The sequence below is a fragment of the Corynebacterium sp. c7Ub_26 genome, assembly GCF_053760365.1.
Genome location: NZ_JBSNBL010000003.1, coordinates 229,560 through 247,036, shown reverse-complemented (window position 1 = coordinate 247,036; position 17,477 = coordinate 229,560). Strand labels below are relative to the sequence as shown.

The window sequence follows — 17,477 nt, the reverse complement described above, 5'->3', positions numbered from 1 at the left end:
ACGTGAGCGATAGGCTGTGGTGAGAGAGTAAGAAATAACACACCTGAACAACGATTAACTCGATGGGTTGTGCTCTATCCCAAAATGGAGTTTCACGCTAAAGAATGTGGACGCGACAAAAGTAATGCCTGGTGGATGTTGTCACGTAGGGATATATGTAATAGTGAATAAACGATGTCGGGCGTACTTCTATGCCCCGATGTGAACGAAAAAATAGCTTGGACGAAATTGTGAATTAAATAACCGGGGGAGTCGGGGAAGAATTACAAATAATCCCCGGGCTCCACGATTAACGAGCCCGAGCTTGCGGGTCCGAACCTACCTAGCTTGGCTCGTTGGTGCTCTCCTCCCAGTTGTAGGTGCGCTCGACGGCGCGGTTCCAATCGCTGTAGAGCTGCTTCCGCTCGTCTTCGCCCATCTTCGGCTTCCACACCTTGTCCACAGTGCTCTGTTCCTTGAGCTCATTGAGTGAATCCCAGAACCCAGCGGACAGGCCAGCCGCGTACGCTGCACCCAGAGCCGTGGTCTCGATGTTCTTCGGGCGGACAACCTCAGTGTTGATGATGTCGGACTGGAATTGCATGAGAAATTCATTCATCACCATGCCGCCGTCGACTTTCAGCGCGTTAATGTCGACGCCTGAGTCTGTGACCATGGCGTCAAGCACCTCGCGTGTCTGGTACGCGGTTGCCTCGAGGACCGCACGTGCCAGGTGGTTGCGGTTGGCAAAACGTGTCAGTCCGACGATCACACCGCGAGCGTCGGGACGCCACCTCGGGGCGAACAGACCAGAGAAGGCGGGGACGAAGTAGACGCCACCGTTGTCCTCCACGGACTTGGCCATGTTTTCAACCGAGGGTGCGTTAGGAATCAGCTGGAGGTTGTCGCGAAGCCACTGCACCAAGGAGCCACCCATGGCGACCGATCCTTCGAGTGCGTAGACCGGCTTTTGGTTCTCGATCTGGTAGCACACAGTGGTAATCAGACCGTTGTCGCTCCACTTCGGCTTTGCGCCGGTGTTGAGCAACATGAACAAACCGGTTCCGTAGGTGTTCTTCGCGTCGCCGTTGCCGAAGCAGCACTGGCCGAACATAGCGGCCTGCTGGTCACCGAGCACACCACGGATCGGGACGCCCGCCAGCGAACCGCGAGCACGCACCGTACGGAAATCACCGATCGACGGGCGAATCTCCGGAAGCATGGACTGCGGAATGTCCATCGCCTTGCACAAATCCTCATCCCACTGCAGCGTCTTGAGGTCCATGAGGGATGTGCGGGAAGCGTTGGTCACGTCGGTGATGTGCAAGGCAGGGTTGCCGTTGTCGCCGTCGACACCACCGGTGAGGTTCCACAAGAGCCAGGTGTCGATTGTGCCGAAGAGGAGGTCGCCCTTTTCTGCCTTCTCGCGGGCACCTTCCACGTTTTCCAAAATCCACATGATCTTGGGGCCGGCGGGGTACGAGTTCAGGCGAACACCCGTCGTCTTGCGCCAACGGTCCGGGCCTTCGTCGCCAGCAAGGCGCTGTGCGATGTCGTTAGTGCGGGTGTCCTGCCACACGATCGCGTTGTAGATGGGCTCGCCGGTGTTCTTGTCCCAGACCACCGTCGTCTCACGCTGGTTAGTGATGCCGACAGAAACGACGTCGTTGACGGAAATGTCCAGTTCCGCCATGGCTTCACCGACTGCGCGTCGGGTGTTGTCCCAAATTTCGTTGGCGTCGTGCTCAACCCAGCCCTTCTTGGGGAAGATTTGCTTGTGCTCGAACTGGGCGACGGTGGCAATAGACCCGTCGTGGCGGAAGAGAATGCACCGGGTGGAGGTGGTTCCCTGGTCGATGGCTGCTACATATTTCTCTGGCATGGGATCTCCAATAGTGTGTGGTCCAAAAGTGTGTTGGATAGTTACTGCGTTGTCGTGCTTGTGTGAGTCGAGGTCGTGGGGCTGTTGAGGGGAGTGCTGTTCCTTCGCGTATATACAAGCGCGCCCCGGGCGACACTGAGGGGTCGGGCGGAGCGCACTGTATTCATGATTTATCCGAGGGCTACGGCGGTGGGGCCGGCGGCGACAGCACCGAGCATCGGTCCGACGATCGGAACCCAAGCGTATGCCCACTGTGCTGCGCCTTTGTCCTTAATGGGCAGTACGAAGGCGTACATCACGCGCGGCCCAAGGTCACGCACGGGGTTAATCGCGTACCCGGTGGGTGTACCGAGGGACAAACCGATAGCGACGATAATGAACGCAACGCCGAAGTACTTGAGGGGTCCCAAGTCTCCACCGGACGGCCCGAGGAGAATGAAGACCAACAATGAGTACGTGGCGATGAACTCGGTTAATGCATTCCAAAAGTTGTTGGGATGAGCGGGGACGGTGAAGAAAATTCCTTGCGTCGTGGCGTTTCCCTTGACGTCATTGCCGTTCTCATCCAGGTTGTTGGCATCAAACAATTGCTTGAATGCCGCCCACGCTAGGAACGCACCAGCCATCGCGCCGAGCATCTGTCCGCCGAAATACCAGGGAACGAGTGACCACTCGAGTTTGTCGTCGATAGCAAGGGACAAGGTGACGGCCGGGTTCAGGTGGCCACCGGTTTTGTCAGCGATACTTGCGCCGATAAACACTGCAAGACCCCAGCCAAAAGCAATGGTCAGCCAGTTGGTGTTGCGAGCCGTGGACGTCCGGAGATTGACCGCGGCACACACACCGTTACCAAACAGCATCAGCATCATCGTGCCGAAGAATTCCCACCCCATGGCTTGGTGGCCTGTTAGCGTTTCCATCTCACCTGTCCTGAGAAGTATCGACGTCTGGGCGAGTATCTTCGACATTCGCCTCGATCTTGTTAGCGGACTCGTCGGTTAGCTCTTTTTCAGCCTTCTTCTGAGCCTCGACACGATCCGTGAAGACCTTGATCTCTTCCTTGCGGGCCTTTTCATCCCAGCCCATCGTGTCCGCAACCAGCTTGGAGACGGCTTCCGCACATTCGACGCCACGGTGGTCATATTCCATCGCAAGGCGCATACGGCGGTGAAGGATGTCCTCCAGGTGAGCCGCACCCTCGTGGGTAGCTGCATACAGTGCTTCAGCCATCAAGTAGGCCGGTGCGCCCGGGATCGGCTCAAGCAGGGACTTGTCCTTGTCGGCAGGTGCCAGGACTTCGTAGATGAGCGAACCATAGCGGTTGAGCAGATGCTCCACGGTCTTTTCGGAGATCCCCAGCCGCTTGGCGAGCTGCGGGATCTGGTTGGCCAGTGCGTGGTAGCCGTCGGCACCGAGAAGCGGAACATCCGTCGTGACCGAATCCGGAACATCGAAGGGAATGTCTTCCTTGGCAGCGTCGACCGTATCTGCACCAATCACGCGGTAGGTCGTGTACTTACCGCCAGCCACAGACACAAGACCAGGAGCAACGCGGGCGACGGCGTGGTTACGCGACAGGTTCGTCGTCGAGTCTGAGGAACCGGCAACCAGCGGGCGGAGTCCCGCGTACACGCCGACGATGTCGTCGTACGTGATCTGGCGCTTCACCTTGGCGTTAATGTGCTCCAAGATGTAGTCGATATCGGCCCGCGTCGGTGCGGGGTTGGCCAGGTTCATGGTCCAGTCGGTGTCGGTGGTGCCGATGATCCAGTACTCACCCCACGGGATAACGAAGAGAACGGACTTTTCGGTCACGAACGTGAGGGCAACGTCGCCAGGCAAAACCGACTTCGGAACGACGATGTGAACGCCCTTGGAGGTGTGGACGTGGAATTTGCCCTCGACGCCGGCGAGCTTTTCGATCTCGTCATTCCAAATGCCGGTGGCGTTGACGAATACCGATCCGTGAATGGTGGTTGTGCGGCCGGAATCAGTGTCGACGATCTTCGCGCCGGTGATTCGGTCCCCGTCCTTCTCAAAATCGACGACCTGGGTGGAGGGGCGGATCGTGGCGCCGAACTCTGCCGCGGTACGCAGGACGGTCATGGTGTGGCGGGCGTCGTCAACGAGGGTGTCGAAGTAACGAACACCGCCGACGAGTGCGTCTTCCTTCAACCCGGGGGAGAGCTTGAGCATGCCCTTGCGGGTGTAGTGCTTCTGCATTGGCACGGACTTTGCGCCGCCCATGAGGTCGTACAACATGAAGCCCGACGCCATGAACGGACGCTGCCAGATGCGGTGCTCCAGCGGGAAGATGAATTTCAGTGGCTTGACCAGGTGCGGGGCCAGGCCGGACATGCTGAGCTCGCGCTCGCGAAGCCCCTCGGCAACAAGCCGGAAGTCCAGCATGGCGAGGTAACGGAGTCCGCCGTGGAACATCTTGGACGAGCGTGAGGAGGTACCTCCAGCGAAGTCACGGGTTTCCAGGACGGCAACTTTCAAACCACGAGTTGCAGCGTCTAGTGCAGTACCGGCCCCGACGGATCCTCCGCCGATGATGACCATGTCGTAGTGCTCTTTACCGAAATCTTCCCACGCTTGTTCGCGCTGTTCTTTGTTCAGTGAAGTGCTAGTGGCTGAGATCGCCATAGTTGCTAGGTTCCTCCTTCAAGCTGAGCACGTGTGAAAGAGCTGACAGTAGCACTGTGTAGAGGTGATTCGTCCTCCTTGTTGGTGCCAGGGGTCTGGATCAGGAGGGGGTTTTCACCGTCGTTGTGTTACGTAGTTCTCGTACTCACTCCATGAGATGTGAAGGTCACATTATTTACGGTGTCGACGCTATCATCTGGTGCGGACCTGCGTGAGCTTCTACCTACGGTCGCGTAGGTAGTAGTTTGGCTGTGTGAACTACCGGCGGTCTCGTCGGGTGCTGGAGCTATGGCTGATAAAGGTTTATTTATGTCTGTTTGACGCATTATTTTCGTTAGTTATGCCCGTTAATGTCCGGAATTGAGCGGTAAATTAATCTTAAAATTAACCCATTACGGGGGTAGGAATCGGGGCTGTTCGATGGGTTTCGGCGCTAAGTAAGCTTCTCCGCAGTGCCCACAGATGACGCATTCGTCGTGTGGTGAACATCAAAAAGCTGGTGAATTCCTGTGTCCATAAGCTCACCATTAAGATGAGCCCTATGGCAGATCCGTTTTACTTCGGCATTATTGGCCTCGCTCGGACCCTATTCACTCTGGAAGGCCTCCGTTTTCGAGTGACAGGAACCGAGAATGTACCGGCCAAAGGAGGTGCCGTTGTGGTGATGAACCACACCGGTTACCTTGACTTTGCCTACGTGGGAATTCCCTTCCGAAGCTGCCGCCGATATGTGCACTACATGGCCAAATCCGAAGTATTCGATCACCCCATTGCGGGGCCGATCATGCGTGGGATGAAACACATCCCCGTGGACCGGATCGACGGGAGCGAGTCATACCGCCAGGCTGTGGATTATCTCCGATCGGGCCGCTTGGTCGGGGTGTTCCCAGAATCGACCATTTCCCGCAGCTTTGAGATCAAAGACTTCCGCAAAGGTGCTGTGCGGATGGCCCAGGAAGCCGGGGTGCCTTTGATCCCCGTCACCATCGTTGGTTCTCAACGTGTGTGGACCAAGGGGCACCCGAAGCGGTTGGGTCGCACGCGGACCCCGATTTATATCAACGTTCTCTCACCTATCCATCCTGATGGTGACGCGGCGACAGAGACCGATCGTCTCCGCGATGTCATGGTCAATGACCTGGACAGGCTGTGGGAGATGTACCTGCTGGACAACGGGCCAATTAAGGGGGACGAATACTGGATTCCGGCCCGGTACGGCGGAGCTGCACCACCGTTCGAAGTTGCCCAGCGTGAGGACAATGCTGTCGCGGAGGAGCGGCACCGCATCCGCAAGCTGCGGGACGATTTGAATAACTTGACGCATGTCGTGACGACGACGACCCGCGACATTGTTAACAAGAGTGTGAGCATGAGCTCCGACGCGTGGACGAAGAGTTCGGACGCCGTGAAATCTGCCTCGGCGAGCGCTCGCGACTCCGTGACTGAATCCGCAGCGGCATTGAATGAGAAAATGCCGTGGCAAGCCGATGAGGAAACGAAGCTGCGTAAACGTGCGGATAAGCTCGAAAAAAATAAACGCAAAGAGGAAATAAAGGAAGCGAAGACCGCCGAGAAAGAGGCAGAAAAGGCGGAGAAAGCGGAGAAAGCTGAGAAGGCGAAGGCTGAGAAAGCCTCGAAGAAGAAGGAAAAAGATAAGCGCGACGATGGTGCTGAAAAGATCGTCGAGTCTCTGCAGACGAGTTTCGATTCCCTTTATGAGGAGACCTCAAAGAATAATCACGAGGGAGCCTCGAAGATTATCGAAGCGCGAGATTCTTTCTACCGTTCCTCACGAGAATTGCTTCAATCAGTGCAGGCTGCCACCTCGTCAATGACGGACGCGACGCGTGATGTTGAATGGATGTCATTAGATAAGACATTAACGTCGCTTATCGGGCAAACGAAACAGATTCGTGACAAAATTCCAGCACGCATTAAATCGAAATTACCTTCAGATGTGGCTGCTGTCTGTTCCGATATAGACGGAACGATTCTTCACGAGAATAAGATCAGCGACGCTACACGCGACGCATTTGACCAGCTCAACGCCCATGGTGTCGAGGTTCTCCTGGCTACCGGTCGGGCCATTGAAGAAGTTGACCCCGTTGCCGAACAACTCCCGATCTCTCCTGTTGTTATCTGCGCTAATGGTGCCGTGGTTTATGACACGAAGAATAAACGCGTACTCCACGTGGAAGGCTTTTTCGAAGGCGGAGCGGATATTCTCACACATCAAATTGAGGAAGACATTCCCGATGCTGAGATAATCGTGCGCACAGTCGATAACACCGCCGTTAAAATTGTTGTTAAAGCGGATATGCCGAGTGAAGATATCGCTGATGCACTCGATGATAGTGTTCGGGAAAGAAGTACGCTCACATATTCCAACCCGTATGGATCTATAGAACTAGGCCCCATCGGCGTGAATAAATCGACCGGTGCCGAATGGTATTTCCACAACAAAGGAATCGATCCATCCCACGTTATTGCCTTCGGTGATATGCCCAACGACACCGAATTACTCTCCTATGTTGGCGCGGGTATCACCATGGGGAACGCCGATCGGGATCTTATTCGCGATGCGTCCTGGGTGACTTCCTCAGTGGAGGACGACGGAGTCGCCGAGGTTCTCAAATATGTTGTGAAACGCTTTGAGGACCAGGACGCGGATACTGCAGACGAAGCAGATTCATCGAGCCTCACCGCAGAGAAATAAACCCCATCGTGGATATCGACGCCAGCGGACCGCAACGGATGGGCGACCCCTGTGCGGGGCTTCCCGACGCTGTTGACCTCGCCGGCCGTGCCCCTGCGCCCCTGCTCGTCGCCTCTGACATCGATGGGACTTTTGTCACGAGCGCCGAACGCGTCACCCCGCGGTTGACGTCGGCAATTCGCCGTATGGTTCGAGCTGGGACGTCGCTTGTCTTGGCCACAGGACGCCCCGCACGGTGGACGCTCCCCGTCATCAGGCAGCTGCCTCTTCGCCCCCTCTGCGTGTGTACGAACGGATCCGTGATTTTCGATTCCGCGCGGGAAGAGGTTCTCACTGCCCATGAGATTCCCCCGGAGCACGTCGCTGATATGGTGCGACGGGTGATGGACGGCGTCGCGGCGGATCCGCGGGGGATTCATGTTGGATTCGGGGTGGAGCGCGTCGGAACTGATCTGTATTCCGAAAAGGATCAGTTCCTCATTGAGCCTAACTTTGACCACGTGTGGGAGAGCCAGGGATTTTCGCTGGTGAGTACCGAGGAGCTCATGGCTGAGCCGGCCGTCAAACTGCTGCTCCGCTCGCCTGAGGTCACTAGCGAAGAGCTCTACCAGCTCGTCGCACCGATGATTCCCGTCGATAAGGGGCATGTGACCTACTCATTTTCGGGCGGATTACTGGAAATTGCGGCGCCGGGTGTGAATAAAGCTGGTGGGTTGGCCGAGGTTGCCGATCTTCTTGGTGTCGATGCGGGCGAAACTGTTGCTTTTGGTGACATGCCGAATGACACAGAGATGCTGGAATGGGCGCGAATGGGGGTAGCGATGGGTAACGCACATCCGATGCTCCTCGGGGTGGCAAAAGCGGTAACTACCAGTAACGATGAGGATGGCGTGGCGCGCGTTATTGACGCCTGGTTCTAGAAGACGCTTCACAACCGAATCGGGTATTTCCGCCCGGTTCACGGTTTGCTAACGTCAGACATCGGGCATCCAACATGAGCCCTAAGGAGCTGCCATGAGCGACGAAGAGTCGCAGGTCAATAACCATCCCGTGGTGCATCTCTCACACGGACCCTACGCTGCGGAAATCGCTACGTATGGGGGAGGGTTACGTTCTTTCACATATCGTGGGCTGCCCCTCATGGAGGGGTATCGCGACGGTGAGTACCCACCTTTGTCCGCGAACGTCGTGCTAGCTCCCTGGCCCAACCGAATTCGGGACGGACGCTTTCACTTTCACGGTCAGCCGTACCAGCTATCGATCACGGAACCAGACCGGAACAACGCCATTCATGGTTTCGTGAGCGACGTTATGTGGGACGTTGTTTCACATACTGATGACGCCGCCGCGGTCACGTTGGCAACCACCATCGAGCCTCAGCAAGGGTGGCCGTGGACGCTCCAGGTGACGTCGACCTATGAACTTTCCGATCAAGGCCTGACGTGTACCTGCGAGATCACATATCCTGCCGACACTCCCGGGGCTGGTGCTGTGCCGGTGGCATATGGGTTCCATAGCTATCTCAGCGCACTCGGAGCCCCCATTGATGAGTGCACGCTTGACATGTTCATCCGCAGTCAGCTTCCCCTGGATCCGGACAGGAAACTGCCCTCGGGTGACGTTATCGACGTCACCGCAGGGGCCTCGGTCCGTCGGATTGAGCTTCGCGATCAACTCCTCGACGACTGTTTCGGCCGCGAGGCGGTATCGGATCGGGAGGCGGTAGCGAACAGCGCACCCCCAGAGAACGCGAGTGCTGATACCTCACCGAACGACGTCGCTCCTGATATCCGTGCAGCGCGACTAGTAAATGGCGACGGCCACGGGGTGGACATGTGGGTCTCTCCGCAGATCAAGTGGTTCCAGGTGTTCACCGCCGATCCATCGTGGGGCTATCCCTATCCCCGACGAGGACGCGCGTTGGCCGTCGAACCCATGACAGTGCCCCCCGATGGCTTTAACAGCGGGACGGACGTGGCGGAGATCGCACCGGGCGATTCACTCGTCGTGAAGTGGCGTATCGGGTACGCGGAGCCATTAACCAGATAACAGGCGTGAAAAATACATATCGATAATTCAGAAAGAATAGGACACGCGCATGGAGACTATGGTCGTGGCGGAATCTGTGCTCCGCCTTGATGCCAGTTGGGTGGATTACTCGCTGGTAGCGCTCTACTTTGTTTTTGTTTTGGGAATCGGGTGGGCAGCCCGGGCGAGGGTATCGAGCTCCATTGATTTCTTCCTCTCTGGCCGAGGGCTGCCGTCCTGGGTGACAGGTTTGGCTTTTATTTCCGCCAACCTTGGTGCAGTTGAAATCATTGGCCACTCTGCCAACGGCGTCCAGTACGGAATGCAAACAATGCAGTATTTCTGGATTGGCGCTGTTCCTGCCATGGTTTTCTTAGGCATCGTTATGATGCCTTTTTATTATGGCTCCAAGGTTCGCTCGGTCCCCGAATTCATGCTTAAACGGTTCGGGCCGACGGCACACCTGGCCAACGCCATATCGTTTGCCCTGGCACAGCTCCTCATCGCTGGTGTTAACCTGCTGCTTTTGGCGAAAGTCGTCAATTCACTTCTCGGATGGCCGCTGTGGGTCACCTTGTTGGTCGCCGCGGTCATCGTCCTGTCGTATATCACCTTGGGTGGTCTCTCTGCCGCAATTTATAACGAGGTTCTCCAATTCTTCGTCATCGTTGCAGCGCTTCTTCCTCTGACATTGATTGGTCTCCACCGTGTCGGCGGTTGGGGAGGATTGAAAGGTTCCCTGAACGCTGAATCACATTTCCATACGTGGCCAGGACAGGACATTTCGGGGTTTGATAACTCAATAATTTCCGCAATTGGTATCGCATTCGGTCTTGGTTTCGTGCTGTCCTTTGGTTATTGGACAACAAACTTCGTTGAGGTCCAGCGCGCTATGGCCTCGGAATCGTTGAGCTCTGCGCGGAAAACACCGATTATCGGTGCATTTCCGAAGATGCTGATCCCCTTCGTCGTTGTTATCCCCGGTATGGTCGCCTCTGTTCTTGTCACACCGATTAAAGACGAGACAGCGGAACCCAATGATGCCATCCTTTATTTGATGCGAGATTTATTGCCCAATGGTCTTTTAGGTGTCGCGATTGCTGGTCTTTTGGCTGCGTTTATGGCCGGTATGGCAGCAAATATTTCTGCATTTAATACCGTCATGAGTTACGACATATGGCAGACATACGTGGTTAAAGATCGTGACGACGAGTACTACCTGAAGTTCGGCCGAATTGCGACGATTCTTGCTGCGGTGATTGCCGTGGGAACTGCATTGGTAGCAATGAACTTCGGTAATGTCATGGATTATCTCCAAACGTTGTTTGGTTTCTTTAACGCTCCGCTGTTCGCCACCTTCATTTTGGGCATGTTCTGGAAACGCATGACACCTACCGCTGGTTGGGTAGGTCTAGTGACCGGTACGCTTGCCGCCGCCGTCTTCTGGGGTTTGTCATTGGGGTCCACTCCCGTGGTCAGCCTGCCTGGACAGGGAGTCGCATTCGTTGCTGCGTCGATTGCATTCGCGACGGATATCATCGTCTCGATTCTCGTGACGATGGTGACAAAGCCGAAACCAGATGAAGAACTAGTGGGCTTTGTCCGTTCTGTCACTCCGAAAGCCCAGTTGGTGGACACCACAGAAGCAGAACAACCGTGGTATCACCGGACCGTCCCATTGGGGATAGTGTGCTTGGTTTTGGTCATCGCTCTGAACATCGCATTCGCATAGCTGAGGAATGTGATGTGCGAATGATGACAACGATGTCGTACCGAACGATAAGCCAAATAACTAGTTATAGCTGGACGAGAAATAAGAAAGGCGCTGAATACGATGACTGAGCACACATCGACTCCCGCGAGCGCACCGGAGAAACACAAAGCTGGAGCTTTTGATATCCGGACTGTGATCGCGATTCTGTTAGGGATATACGGCCTTGTTCTTGTGATCTGTAGTTTCGCACTCGATCCAGGCACGAACCCGGATACCGGAGCATCAAAATCCGCAACAGACAATCTATGGGTCGGAATTGGGTTACTGGTCGTCGCCGGTGTTTTTGTGGCGTGGGCAAAACTCAAACCCATCATTGTCGACGAATCAAAGATTGTTCACGACGACGAACCCGGCGTCGGGTAACGGTGAATCGCCGGTTAAATAGTGACCTGTACGAGCTGATTCAGACCATGTGATGGACACAGAACAGCAAATGAATTCCGTAAGTGGTGAAAGATTGAATATGAATTCGGATCATCCGTATTCAGTAACGTCGATGACGCTGGCTGACGGAAGAGAACTGATTTATTTCGACGATGACCCGGACGTTCTCAACGGGTCTGTGAAACGCACCCTGACAGATTTACGCGAATTGCCACACGCGAAAACCGATTCGGAGATTCGGCGTGATCCGCTCTCGGGGGAGTGGGTCGCCTACGCGAGCCACCGCATGAACAGAACATTCATGCCACCCGCTAATGAAGATCCGTTAGCGCCCACTGTTCCGGATCACCTGCCCACAGAGATTCCGTCGCCGAATTATGACGTCGTCGTCTTTGAAAATCGGTTCCCCTCATTCAGCATGCACATGTCTCGGACGCTGAGCACCGAGAGAAATGATGGGAGAGTAGAACAGCGCAGTGCCGACGATGACGCGCTCTTAGATAACGGAATGGTTCCCCACCGTCCTGCTATAGCACGATGCGAAGTCATTTGCTTTACGCCGGACATCTCCGGTTCTTTTAAGGACTTACCTGTTAACAGAATCCGAACGGTTATCGAAGCATGGGCACACCGGACGAAAGCCTTATCTGCAATTCCAGAAGTTCGGCACGTCTATCCGTTCGAAAATCGCGGTGAGGAAATCGGGGTGACGCTGCAGCACCCTCACGGGCAGATTTATTCCTACCCAGAAATTCCGCCGCGTATTCGAAATATCGTTCACTCGTCCAAGAAATACCGTGAAGAAAACGGTAGTGATCTGTTCGATGATCTTCTCTCCGCTGAGCTCGAAGAGGGAACCCGGATTATCGATTGCACCGATCATTTCGTCGTCTTTGTTCCCGCCGCTGCGAAATGGCCATTAGAAGTTATGGTCATGCCACGGCGTTCCGTACCGGATTTTGACGCATTATCCCAGGAAGAGCGCGCAGATCTCGCTCCGCTGTTGAAGAAGCTCTACACCGCCGTCGATAAGTTTTTCGATGGAGTTGAGCAAACACCGTATATCGCGTCTTGGAATCAAGCGCCCACCGTGCCGGAGGATCGTGATTATGTTCGGCTCCACCTTCAATTGTTCTCCCTCATGCGGTCGCCACATAGGCTGAAATATTTGGCGGGCTCCGAATCCGGAATGGGATTCTGGATTAACGACACCACCCCCGAACACATTGCTCAACGATTTAGAGAAATATGGGACGACAAATAATGACAGATTCACACGCGGACCCAAAAAGCCAACCGCAGGCAAAAACCTCACACACGCCACATGATCCCGGGGCAATCAGGTTGGCGGAGGCTCGCAGCGATCAACAACTTATTGCCGACGCCACGACGTTGTTCAACGCGACGTTCGGGGACACGCCCGATGGCGTGTGGGCTGCTCCTGGTCGCGTGAACCTCATTGGTGACCACGTCGATTACGCAGGTGGAGTGTCCATCCCCTTTGCATTGCCACATGTCACCGCCGTCGCGGCACGCCGTCGCACCGACGACACGATCTTGATTGTTTCTCTTCCGCCGGGTGCCGCCACGGAATCCACAGACGCTGCAGAAGAATCCGGAGACGCCGCAACAGGGACAAATGATGTCACCCATCCCGAGGCGCTACGCACCACCGTTGCGCTCGCCGATATCGGCCCAGGTCATCCAGCTGATTGGTCCGGATACGTCGCGGGAACGATATGGGCTGGCCATCAGAATGGTGCGATACCTTCATCCGATCAGCATGATAACGGGCTGGACCTCGCCATCATTTCCGATGTTCCGCTGGGCTCAGGGCTCTCAAGCTCGGCGGCTTTGGAGTGCTCCGTCGCATTAGCCGCCCGCGAGCTTGCCGCTCCAGGGCAGCCCCTCGACCAGGCTGCCTACCAACTCCTCATCGACGCCGCGATCCGCGCAGAAAATGACGTCGTCGGCGCGTCGACAGGTGGGCTAGACCAGCGCAGTTCGCTCCTGGCGACAGCAGGCCATGCCTTAGCCATTGACTTCCGCACCAACGTCGTCAATCAAGTCGCGTGTGACGTCGAATCCGATGGGCTCGCGTTCTTGGTAGCCGACACCAACGCGCCCCACTCGCTGTCCGACGGGCAATATGCCTCGCGACGAGGCGTTATCGACGCCGTCACCGCACATGCCGGTGCGTCCACCCTCCTCGACATCGACGATCCGATCGCTGCCGCAACATCCTGGGCAGACACCGATGAATCCACCGTCACGTCCGATGTCGCACGCATGCGCGTCCAACATGTCATCGACGAAACCGCCCGCACCCGACGCGCCCAAGACGCCCTCAACAGCAAGAACTGGCACGAATTCGGGCGGCTCATGAACAAGAGCCATGAATCCCTCCGCGACCTTTACGACGTATCCACACCGGAACTGAATTCCGCACGCGACGCAGCCCTCGACGCAGGTGCCGTCGGCGCTCGCATGACCGGCGGGGGATTCGGCGGGAGCATCATCGCACTCGTCCCCACGGGCCGCATCACCGTGGTTGCGCAGGAAATTCACCAGCGCACCGTCGATAAGAAATTACCGAACCCCACATTCTTGGCAATCACCCCGGCTGCGGGTGCTCGGCGGCTGGTGTAACCCGGCGAACGAAAGATAGGCTTTAACCGTGACTGTCACCTCGAACATCAGTGAATATGACCTCTTTGTGGTCGGATCCGGACTCTTCGGGCTCACCATCGCAGAACGCATGGCAAGCGCCGGTAAGAAAGTGCTCATCGTAGAAAAACGCGAGCACATCGGCGGAAATGCCTACTCAGAAGCCGAGCCGGAGACGGGCATTGAAATCCACAAATATGGTGCCCACCTTTTCCACACTTCCAATGAGCGCGTGTGGAACTACGTTAACCAATTCACTGACTTCACCAACTACCAACACCGAGTGTTCGCCATGCACAAGGGCACGGCGTACCAGTTCCCGATGGGGCTCGGGCTGATCAACCAGTTCTTCGGGCGGTACTACAGTCCCGACGAAGCACGCCAGCTCATTAAGGACCAGACCGATGGGTTGGACCCGGCTAAGGCGAAGAACCTGGAAGAGAAGGCGATTTCGCTGATCGGGTGGCCGCTGTACGAAGCGTTCGTGCGCGATTACACCGCTAAGCAGTGGCAAACTGACCCCAAGGAACTGCCGGCGGGGAACATTTCGCGACTTCCCGTTCGGTACACGTTCGACAACCGATACTTCAACGACACCTACGAGGGCCTTCCTGTCGACGGCTATACCGCGTGGTTGGAGCGCATGGCTGACCATGAGAACATCACCGTCCGCCTGAACACCGATTGGTTCGAGGTGCGCGACGACCTTCGCGCGGCATCGCCCAAGGCTCCTGTCGTCTATACCGGGCCACTGGATAGGTACTTCAACTACTCCGAGGGACGCTTGGGATGGCGCACTCTCGATTTCGAAACGGAAGTGCTTGATACCGGAGACTTCCAGGGCACGCCGGTCATGAATTACAACGATGCCGATGTGAAATACACCCGCATCCATGAATTCCGTCACTTCCACCCTGAGCGGAAGGACCGGTACCCGCGCAATAAAACGGTCATCATGAAGGAATTCAGCCGCTTCGCCGAGAACACCGACGAACCGTACTATCCCATCAACACGCCCGAAGACCGCGACAAGCTGCTGGCTTATCGTGATCTCGCGGCGAAAGAGGCGCACGATCACAACGTTCTCTTCGGTGGCCGCTTGGGCACGTACCGCTACCTGGACATGCACATGGCGATCGGGTCTGCCCTGTCCATGGTTGATAACAAGTTGTTGCCGTTCTTCGAGGACGGGCAGCCTATCGAAGCGTAGGGAGAGTTCGAGGATAAAAGTTATCGGGCGGCGACTGGTTACATTCCCAGTGCGCCGCCCGATAAATCTAGGCCCGGCAGTCTATGCAGCTACCCACGTAGCTTAGCTGTCTACTTTTCCTGCTCCGGCGGATTGAGCGGATCACCACGCTTGACGTGGTAGAACGGCGTCTCATCGGCGGCCAGAGGGGTCTTCCCGGCAATAATGTCCGACGCCTTCTCAGCGATCATCATCGTCGGCGCGTAGATATTGCCATTCGGAATTGACGGCATGACGGAAGCGTCGACAACATAGAGACCATCCGTGCCGTGAACCTGCATCGTGGAGGGATCGACCACAGACATCGGGTCGCTCTCCGGCCCCATCGCACAGGTGCAGGACGGGTGCAGCGCGGTCTCGGCGTCATTCCGAACCCACTCGAGGATCTCCTCATCGGTCTGCACTGCAGAGCCGGGGGAAATCTCCCCGTCGGTGTATTCCTTCATCGCCGGGGTGTCCAGCAGTTTGCGTGACACCTTGATAGCTTCAACCCACTCGCGGCGGTCCTGCTCCGTCGACAAGTAGTTGAACAAAATATCCGGCTTGGTATCCACCGTCGGCGCAGTGATACGCACATACCCGCGCGCATCCGAGTACATCGGGCCAACGTGAAACTGGAATCCGTCGTCACCCTCCGGCTTCGTGCCGTCATAACGCATAGCCAGGGGCAGGAAGTGGAACATGAGGTTCGGGTAGTCCTCGTTCTCGTTCGAGCGCGCGAATCCACCAGCTTCGAAATGCGACGTAGCCACGGGGCCCTTATGCGTCGTCAACCACTGCAAGCCCAGCATCGGCCACCGCCACTTATCCAAGTAGCGCTGAGCAGACACGGGTTTGGTGCAGTTGTACTGGACATAAACCTCAAGGTGGTCCTGCAAGTTCTCGCCGACACCCGGCAAATCCTTAACGACGTTGACGCCGACCTTGTTCAGCAGATCCTTATTGCCGACGCCGGACACCTGCAGCAGCTGCGGCGAATTGATGGCTCCGCCACACAGGATCACTTTGTCGGCGCGGACCTGGTGAGTGCGGCCGTGCCAGTAGTACTCGACGCCCACGGCCTTCGTGCCCTCGAAGAGAATGCGACGAGCATTCGCGCGGGTGCGCAGTTCCAAGTTCTCGCGATCGAGGACGGGGTGAAGGTACGCGCGGGCCGCGGACAGGCGACGCCCGCGATCAATATTCGCGTCGAATGGGCCGAAACCTTCCTGGCGGTACCCGTTCACATCCGGCGTGTAGTTATAGCCCGCCTGCTCGATGGACTCGAAGAACGCCTTGAACAGGGGCGATGTTGCCGGACCGCGCTTCATACGCAGCGGGCCATTGTGCCCACGGCGAGGATCATCATCAGGGGAGCCCAACGCCGTTTCCATGCGCTTGAAGTAGGGGAGGCAGTACTTCCAATCCCACTTTTCTAGCCCATCGCGCTTGCCCCACTTCTCGTAATCCATCGGGTTGCCGCGCTGGAAAATTTGCCCATTAATCGACGACGAACCACCGACGACCTTGCCGCGGGCGTGGTAAATCCGACGGTCGTGCATCTCCGGCTCGGGGACGGACTCGTATTCCCAGTCGTAATGCTTATTGCCGATGGGGAAAGAAAATGCGGACGGCATGTGGATGTAGAGATCCCAGAGAGAGTCATTCCTCCCTGCCTCCAGCACCATGACCGACGTCGAAAAGTCTGATGACAGCCGGTTAGCCAACACTGAACCGGCGGAACCAGCGCCCACGATGACGACGTCGCGGTGTTCCACCGTTGAACCGGACTTGGGGAAAAGCTTGCCAATCTTTGAGCCAGCCGATGCGGCTGCGGACTCCAGCCGAGAAGCAAACGAACTCACGTAGAGATCCTCCTTGCCTAGAATGCATACGTAGGGCGCCGATGTGGCGCGTGATGGACATGGGCATCGGGAATCACGGCGGCAAAAATAGCGCGGTAGAAATAGTGCAGCTTATTTTCGCGCACATTTTGGCCGTGAATCCCATTGATAATGAGTAATCAGAATATCAAAAATAGACGAAAAAACCAAGTTGAAAATGTGTATTTAATACCCTGAAAAAGCGTTTGAACAGTAGCTATACATATTGTGAAAACTCTTTTGAAATGTGACCGACTACATTTTCTATCTAAATTGTTTATACTCAT

12 protein-coding genes are annotated in these 17,477 nt (G+C 56.2%); 8 read left to right on the top strand and 4 right to left on the bottom strand.

The window, feature by feature from the left end; genetic code table 11:
* Positions 1 to 322: 322 nt before the first annotated feature.
* The 3 genes from glpK to ACWORE_RS06775 form a co-directional block, all read right to left on the bottom strand.
* Positions 323 to 1,861, bottom strand: a complete 1,539-nt coding sequence (gene glpK, locus ACWORE_RS06785) for a glycerol kinase GlpK (protein ID WP_296137021.1) — start codon at positions 1,859 to 1,861, stop codon at positions 323 to 325.
* 170 nt (positions 1,862 to 2,031) lie between these two features.
* Complete coding sequence (locus ACWORE_RS06780) at positions 2,032 to 2,781, bottom strand: MIP/aquaporin family protein (RefSeq protein WP_455303242.1); 750 nt, start codon at positions 2,779 to 2,781, stop codon at positions 2,032 to 2,034.
* Between the two features lies 1 nt (position 2,782).
* Positions 2,783 to 4,510 (bottom strand): glycerol-3-phosphate dehydrogenase/oxidase, encoded by a 1,728-nt coding sequence (locus ACWORE_RS06775; RefSeq protein WP_296137026.1) that lies wholly within the window; start codon positions 4,508 to 4,510, stop codon positions 2,783 to 2,785.
* A gap of 541 nt (positions 4,511 to 5,051) precedes the next feature.
* Here ACWORE_RS06775 and ACWORE_RS06770 point away from each other — a divergent pair.
* The 8 genes from ACWORE_RS06770 (at position 5,052) to glf (ending at position 15,289) form a co-directional block, all read left to right on the top strand.
* On the top strand, positions 5,052 to 7,226 hold the full coding sequence (locus ACWORE_RS06770; protein WP_455303241.1) for an HAD-IIB family hydrolase: 2,175 nt from the start codon (positions 5,052 to 5,054) through the stop codon (positions 7,224 to 7,226).
* Between the two features lie 8 nt (positions 7,227 to 7,234).
* A complete protein-coding gene (locus ACWORE_RS06765; RefSeq protein WP_455303240.1) occupies positions 7,235 to 8,146 on the top strand; it encodes an HAD family hydrolase in 912 nt (303 codons plus the stop codon).
* Positions 8,147 to 8,240: 94 nt separating this feature from the next.
* Positions 8,241 to 9,275, top strand: coding sequence for an aldose 1-epimerase family protein (locus ACWORE_RS06760; protein WP_455303239.1), 1,035 nt, complete (start codon positions 8,241 to 8,243; stop codon positions 9,273 to 9,275).
* A gap of 58 nt (positions 9,276 to 9,333) precedes the next feature.
* Positions 9,334 to 10,986: a sodium:solute symporter family protein gene (locus ACWORE_RS06755; RefSeq protein WP_455303356.1), complete on the top strand. Its 1,653-nt coding sequence runs from the start codon at positions 9,334 to 9,336 to the stop codon at positions 10,984 to 10,986.
* Positions 10,987 to 11,088: 102 nt separating this feature from the next.
* Positions 11,089 to 11,391 carry a hypothetical protein gene (locus ACWORE_RS06750; protein ID WP_012730903.1) on the top strand — a complete coding sequence of 101 codons (303 nt, stop codon included), beginning with the start codon at positions 11,089 to 11,091 and terminating at the stop codon, positions 11,389 to 11,391.
* Positions 11,392 to 11,491: 100 nt separating this feature from the next.
* The gene (galT, locus tag ACWORE_RS06745; protein ID WP_455303238.1) at positions 11,492 to 12,676 is read left to right on the top strand and encodes a galactose-1-phosphate uridylyltransferase; all 1,185 of its coding nucleotides are present in this window, start codon (positions 11,492 to 11,494) and stop codon (positions 12,674 to 12,676) included.
* Positions 12,676 to 14,061 (top strand): galactokinase, encoded by a 1,386-nt coding sequence (gene galK / locus ACWORE_RS06740; protein WP_455303237.1) that lies wholly within the window; start codon positions 12,676 to 12,678, stop codon positions 14,059 to 14,061. Before galT ends, galK begins: the two co-directional genes overlap by 1 nt.
* A gap of 46 nt (positions 14,062 to 14,107) precedes the next feature.
* A complete protein-coding gene (glf, locus tag ACWORE_RS06735; protein ID WP_455303354.1) occupies positions 14,108 to 15,289 on the top strand; it encodes a UDP-galactopyranose mutase in 1,182 nt (393 codons plus the stop codon).
* Between the two features lie 110 nt (positions 15,290 to 15,399).
* Here glf and betA read toward each other — a convergent pair whose 3' ends face one another.
* The gene (betA, locus tag ACWORE_RS06730) at positions 15,400 to 17,118 is read right to left on the bottom strand and encodes a choline dehydrogenase (protein ID WP_455303352.1); all 1,719 of its coding nucleotides are present in this window, start codon (positions 17,116 to 17,118) and stop codon (positions 15,400 to 15,402) included.
* Between the last annotated feature and the right edge of the window lie 359 nt (positions 17,119 to 17,477).

What these genes read in the sequence shown, in the direction of transcription:
- glpK (WP_296137021.1), bottom strand. Translation starts at nt 1,861, where the DNA reads ATGCCAGAGAAATATGTAGCAGCCATCGACCAGGGAACCACCTCCACC.
- ACWORE_RS06780 (WP_455303242.1), bottom strand. Translation starts at nt 2,781, where the DNA reads ATGGAAACGCTAACAGGCCACCAAGCCATGGGGTGGGAATTCTTCGGC.
- ACWORE_RS06775 (WP_296137026.1), bottom strand. Translation starts at nt 4,510, where the DNA reads ATGGCGATCTCAGCCACTAGCACTTCACTGAACAAAGAACAGCGCGAA.
- ACWORE_RS06770 (WP_455303241.1), top strand. Translation starts at nt 5,052, where the DNA reads ATGGCAGATCCGTTTTACTTCGGCATTATTGGCCTCGCTCGGACCCTA.
- ACWORE_RS06760 (WP_455303239.1), top strand. Translation starts at nt 8,241, where the DNA reads ATGAGCGACGAAGAGTCGCAGGTCAATAACCATCCCGTGGTGCATCTC.
- ACWORE_RS06755 (WP_455303356.1), top strand. Translation starts at nt 9,334, where the DNA reads ATGGTCGTGGCGGAATCTGTGCTCCGCCTTGATGCCAGTTGGGTGGAT.
- ACWORE_RS06750 (WP_012730903.1), top strand. Translation starts at nt 11,089, where the DNA reads ATGACTGAGCACACATCGACTCCCGCGAGCGCACCGGAGAAACACAAA.
- galT (WP_455303238.1), top strand. Translation starts at nt 11,492, where the DNA reads ATGAATTCGGATCATCCGTATTCAGTAACGTCGATGACGCTGGCTGAC.
- galK (WP_455303237.1), top strand. Translation starts at nt 12,676, where the DNA reads ATGACAGATTCACACGCGGACCCAAAAAGCCAACCGCAGGCAAAAACC.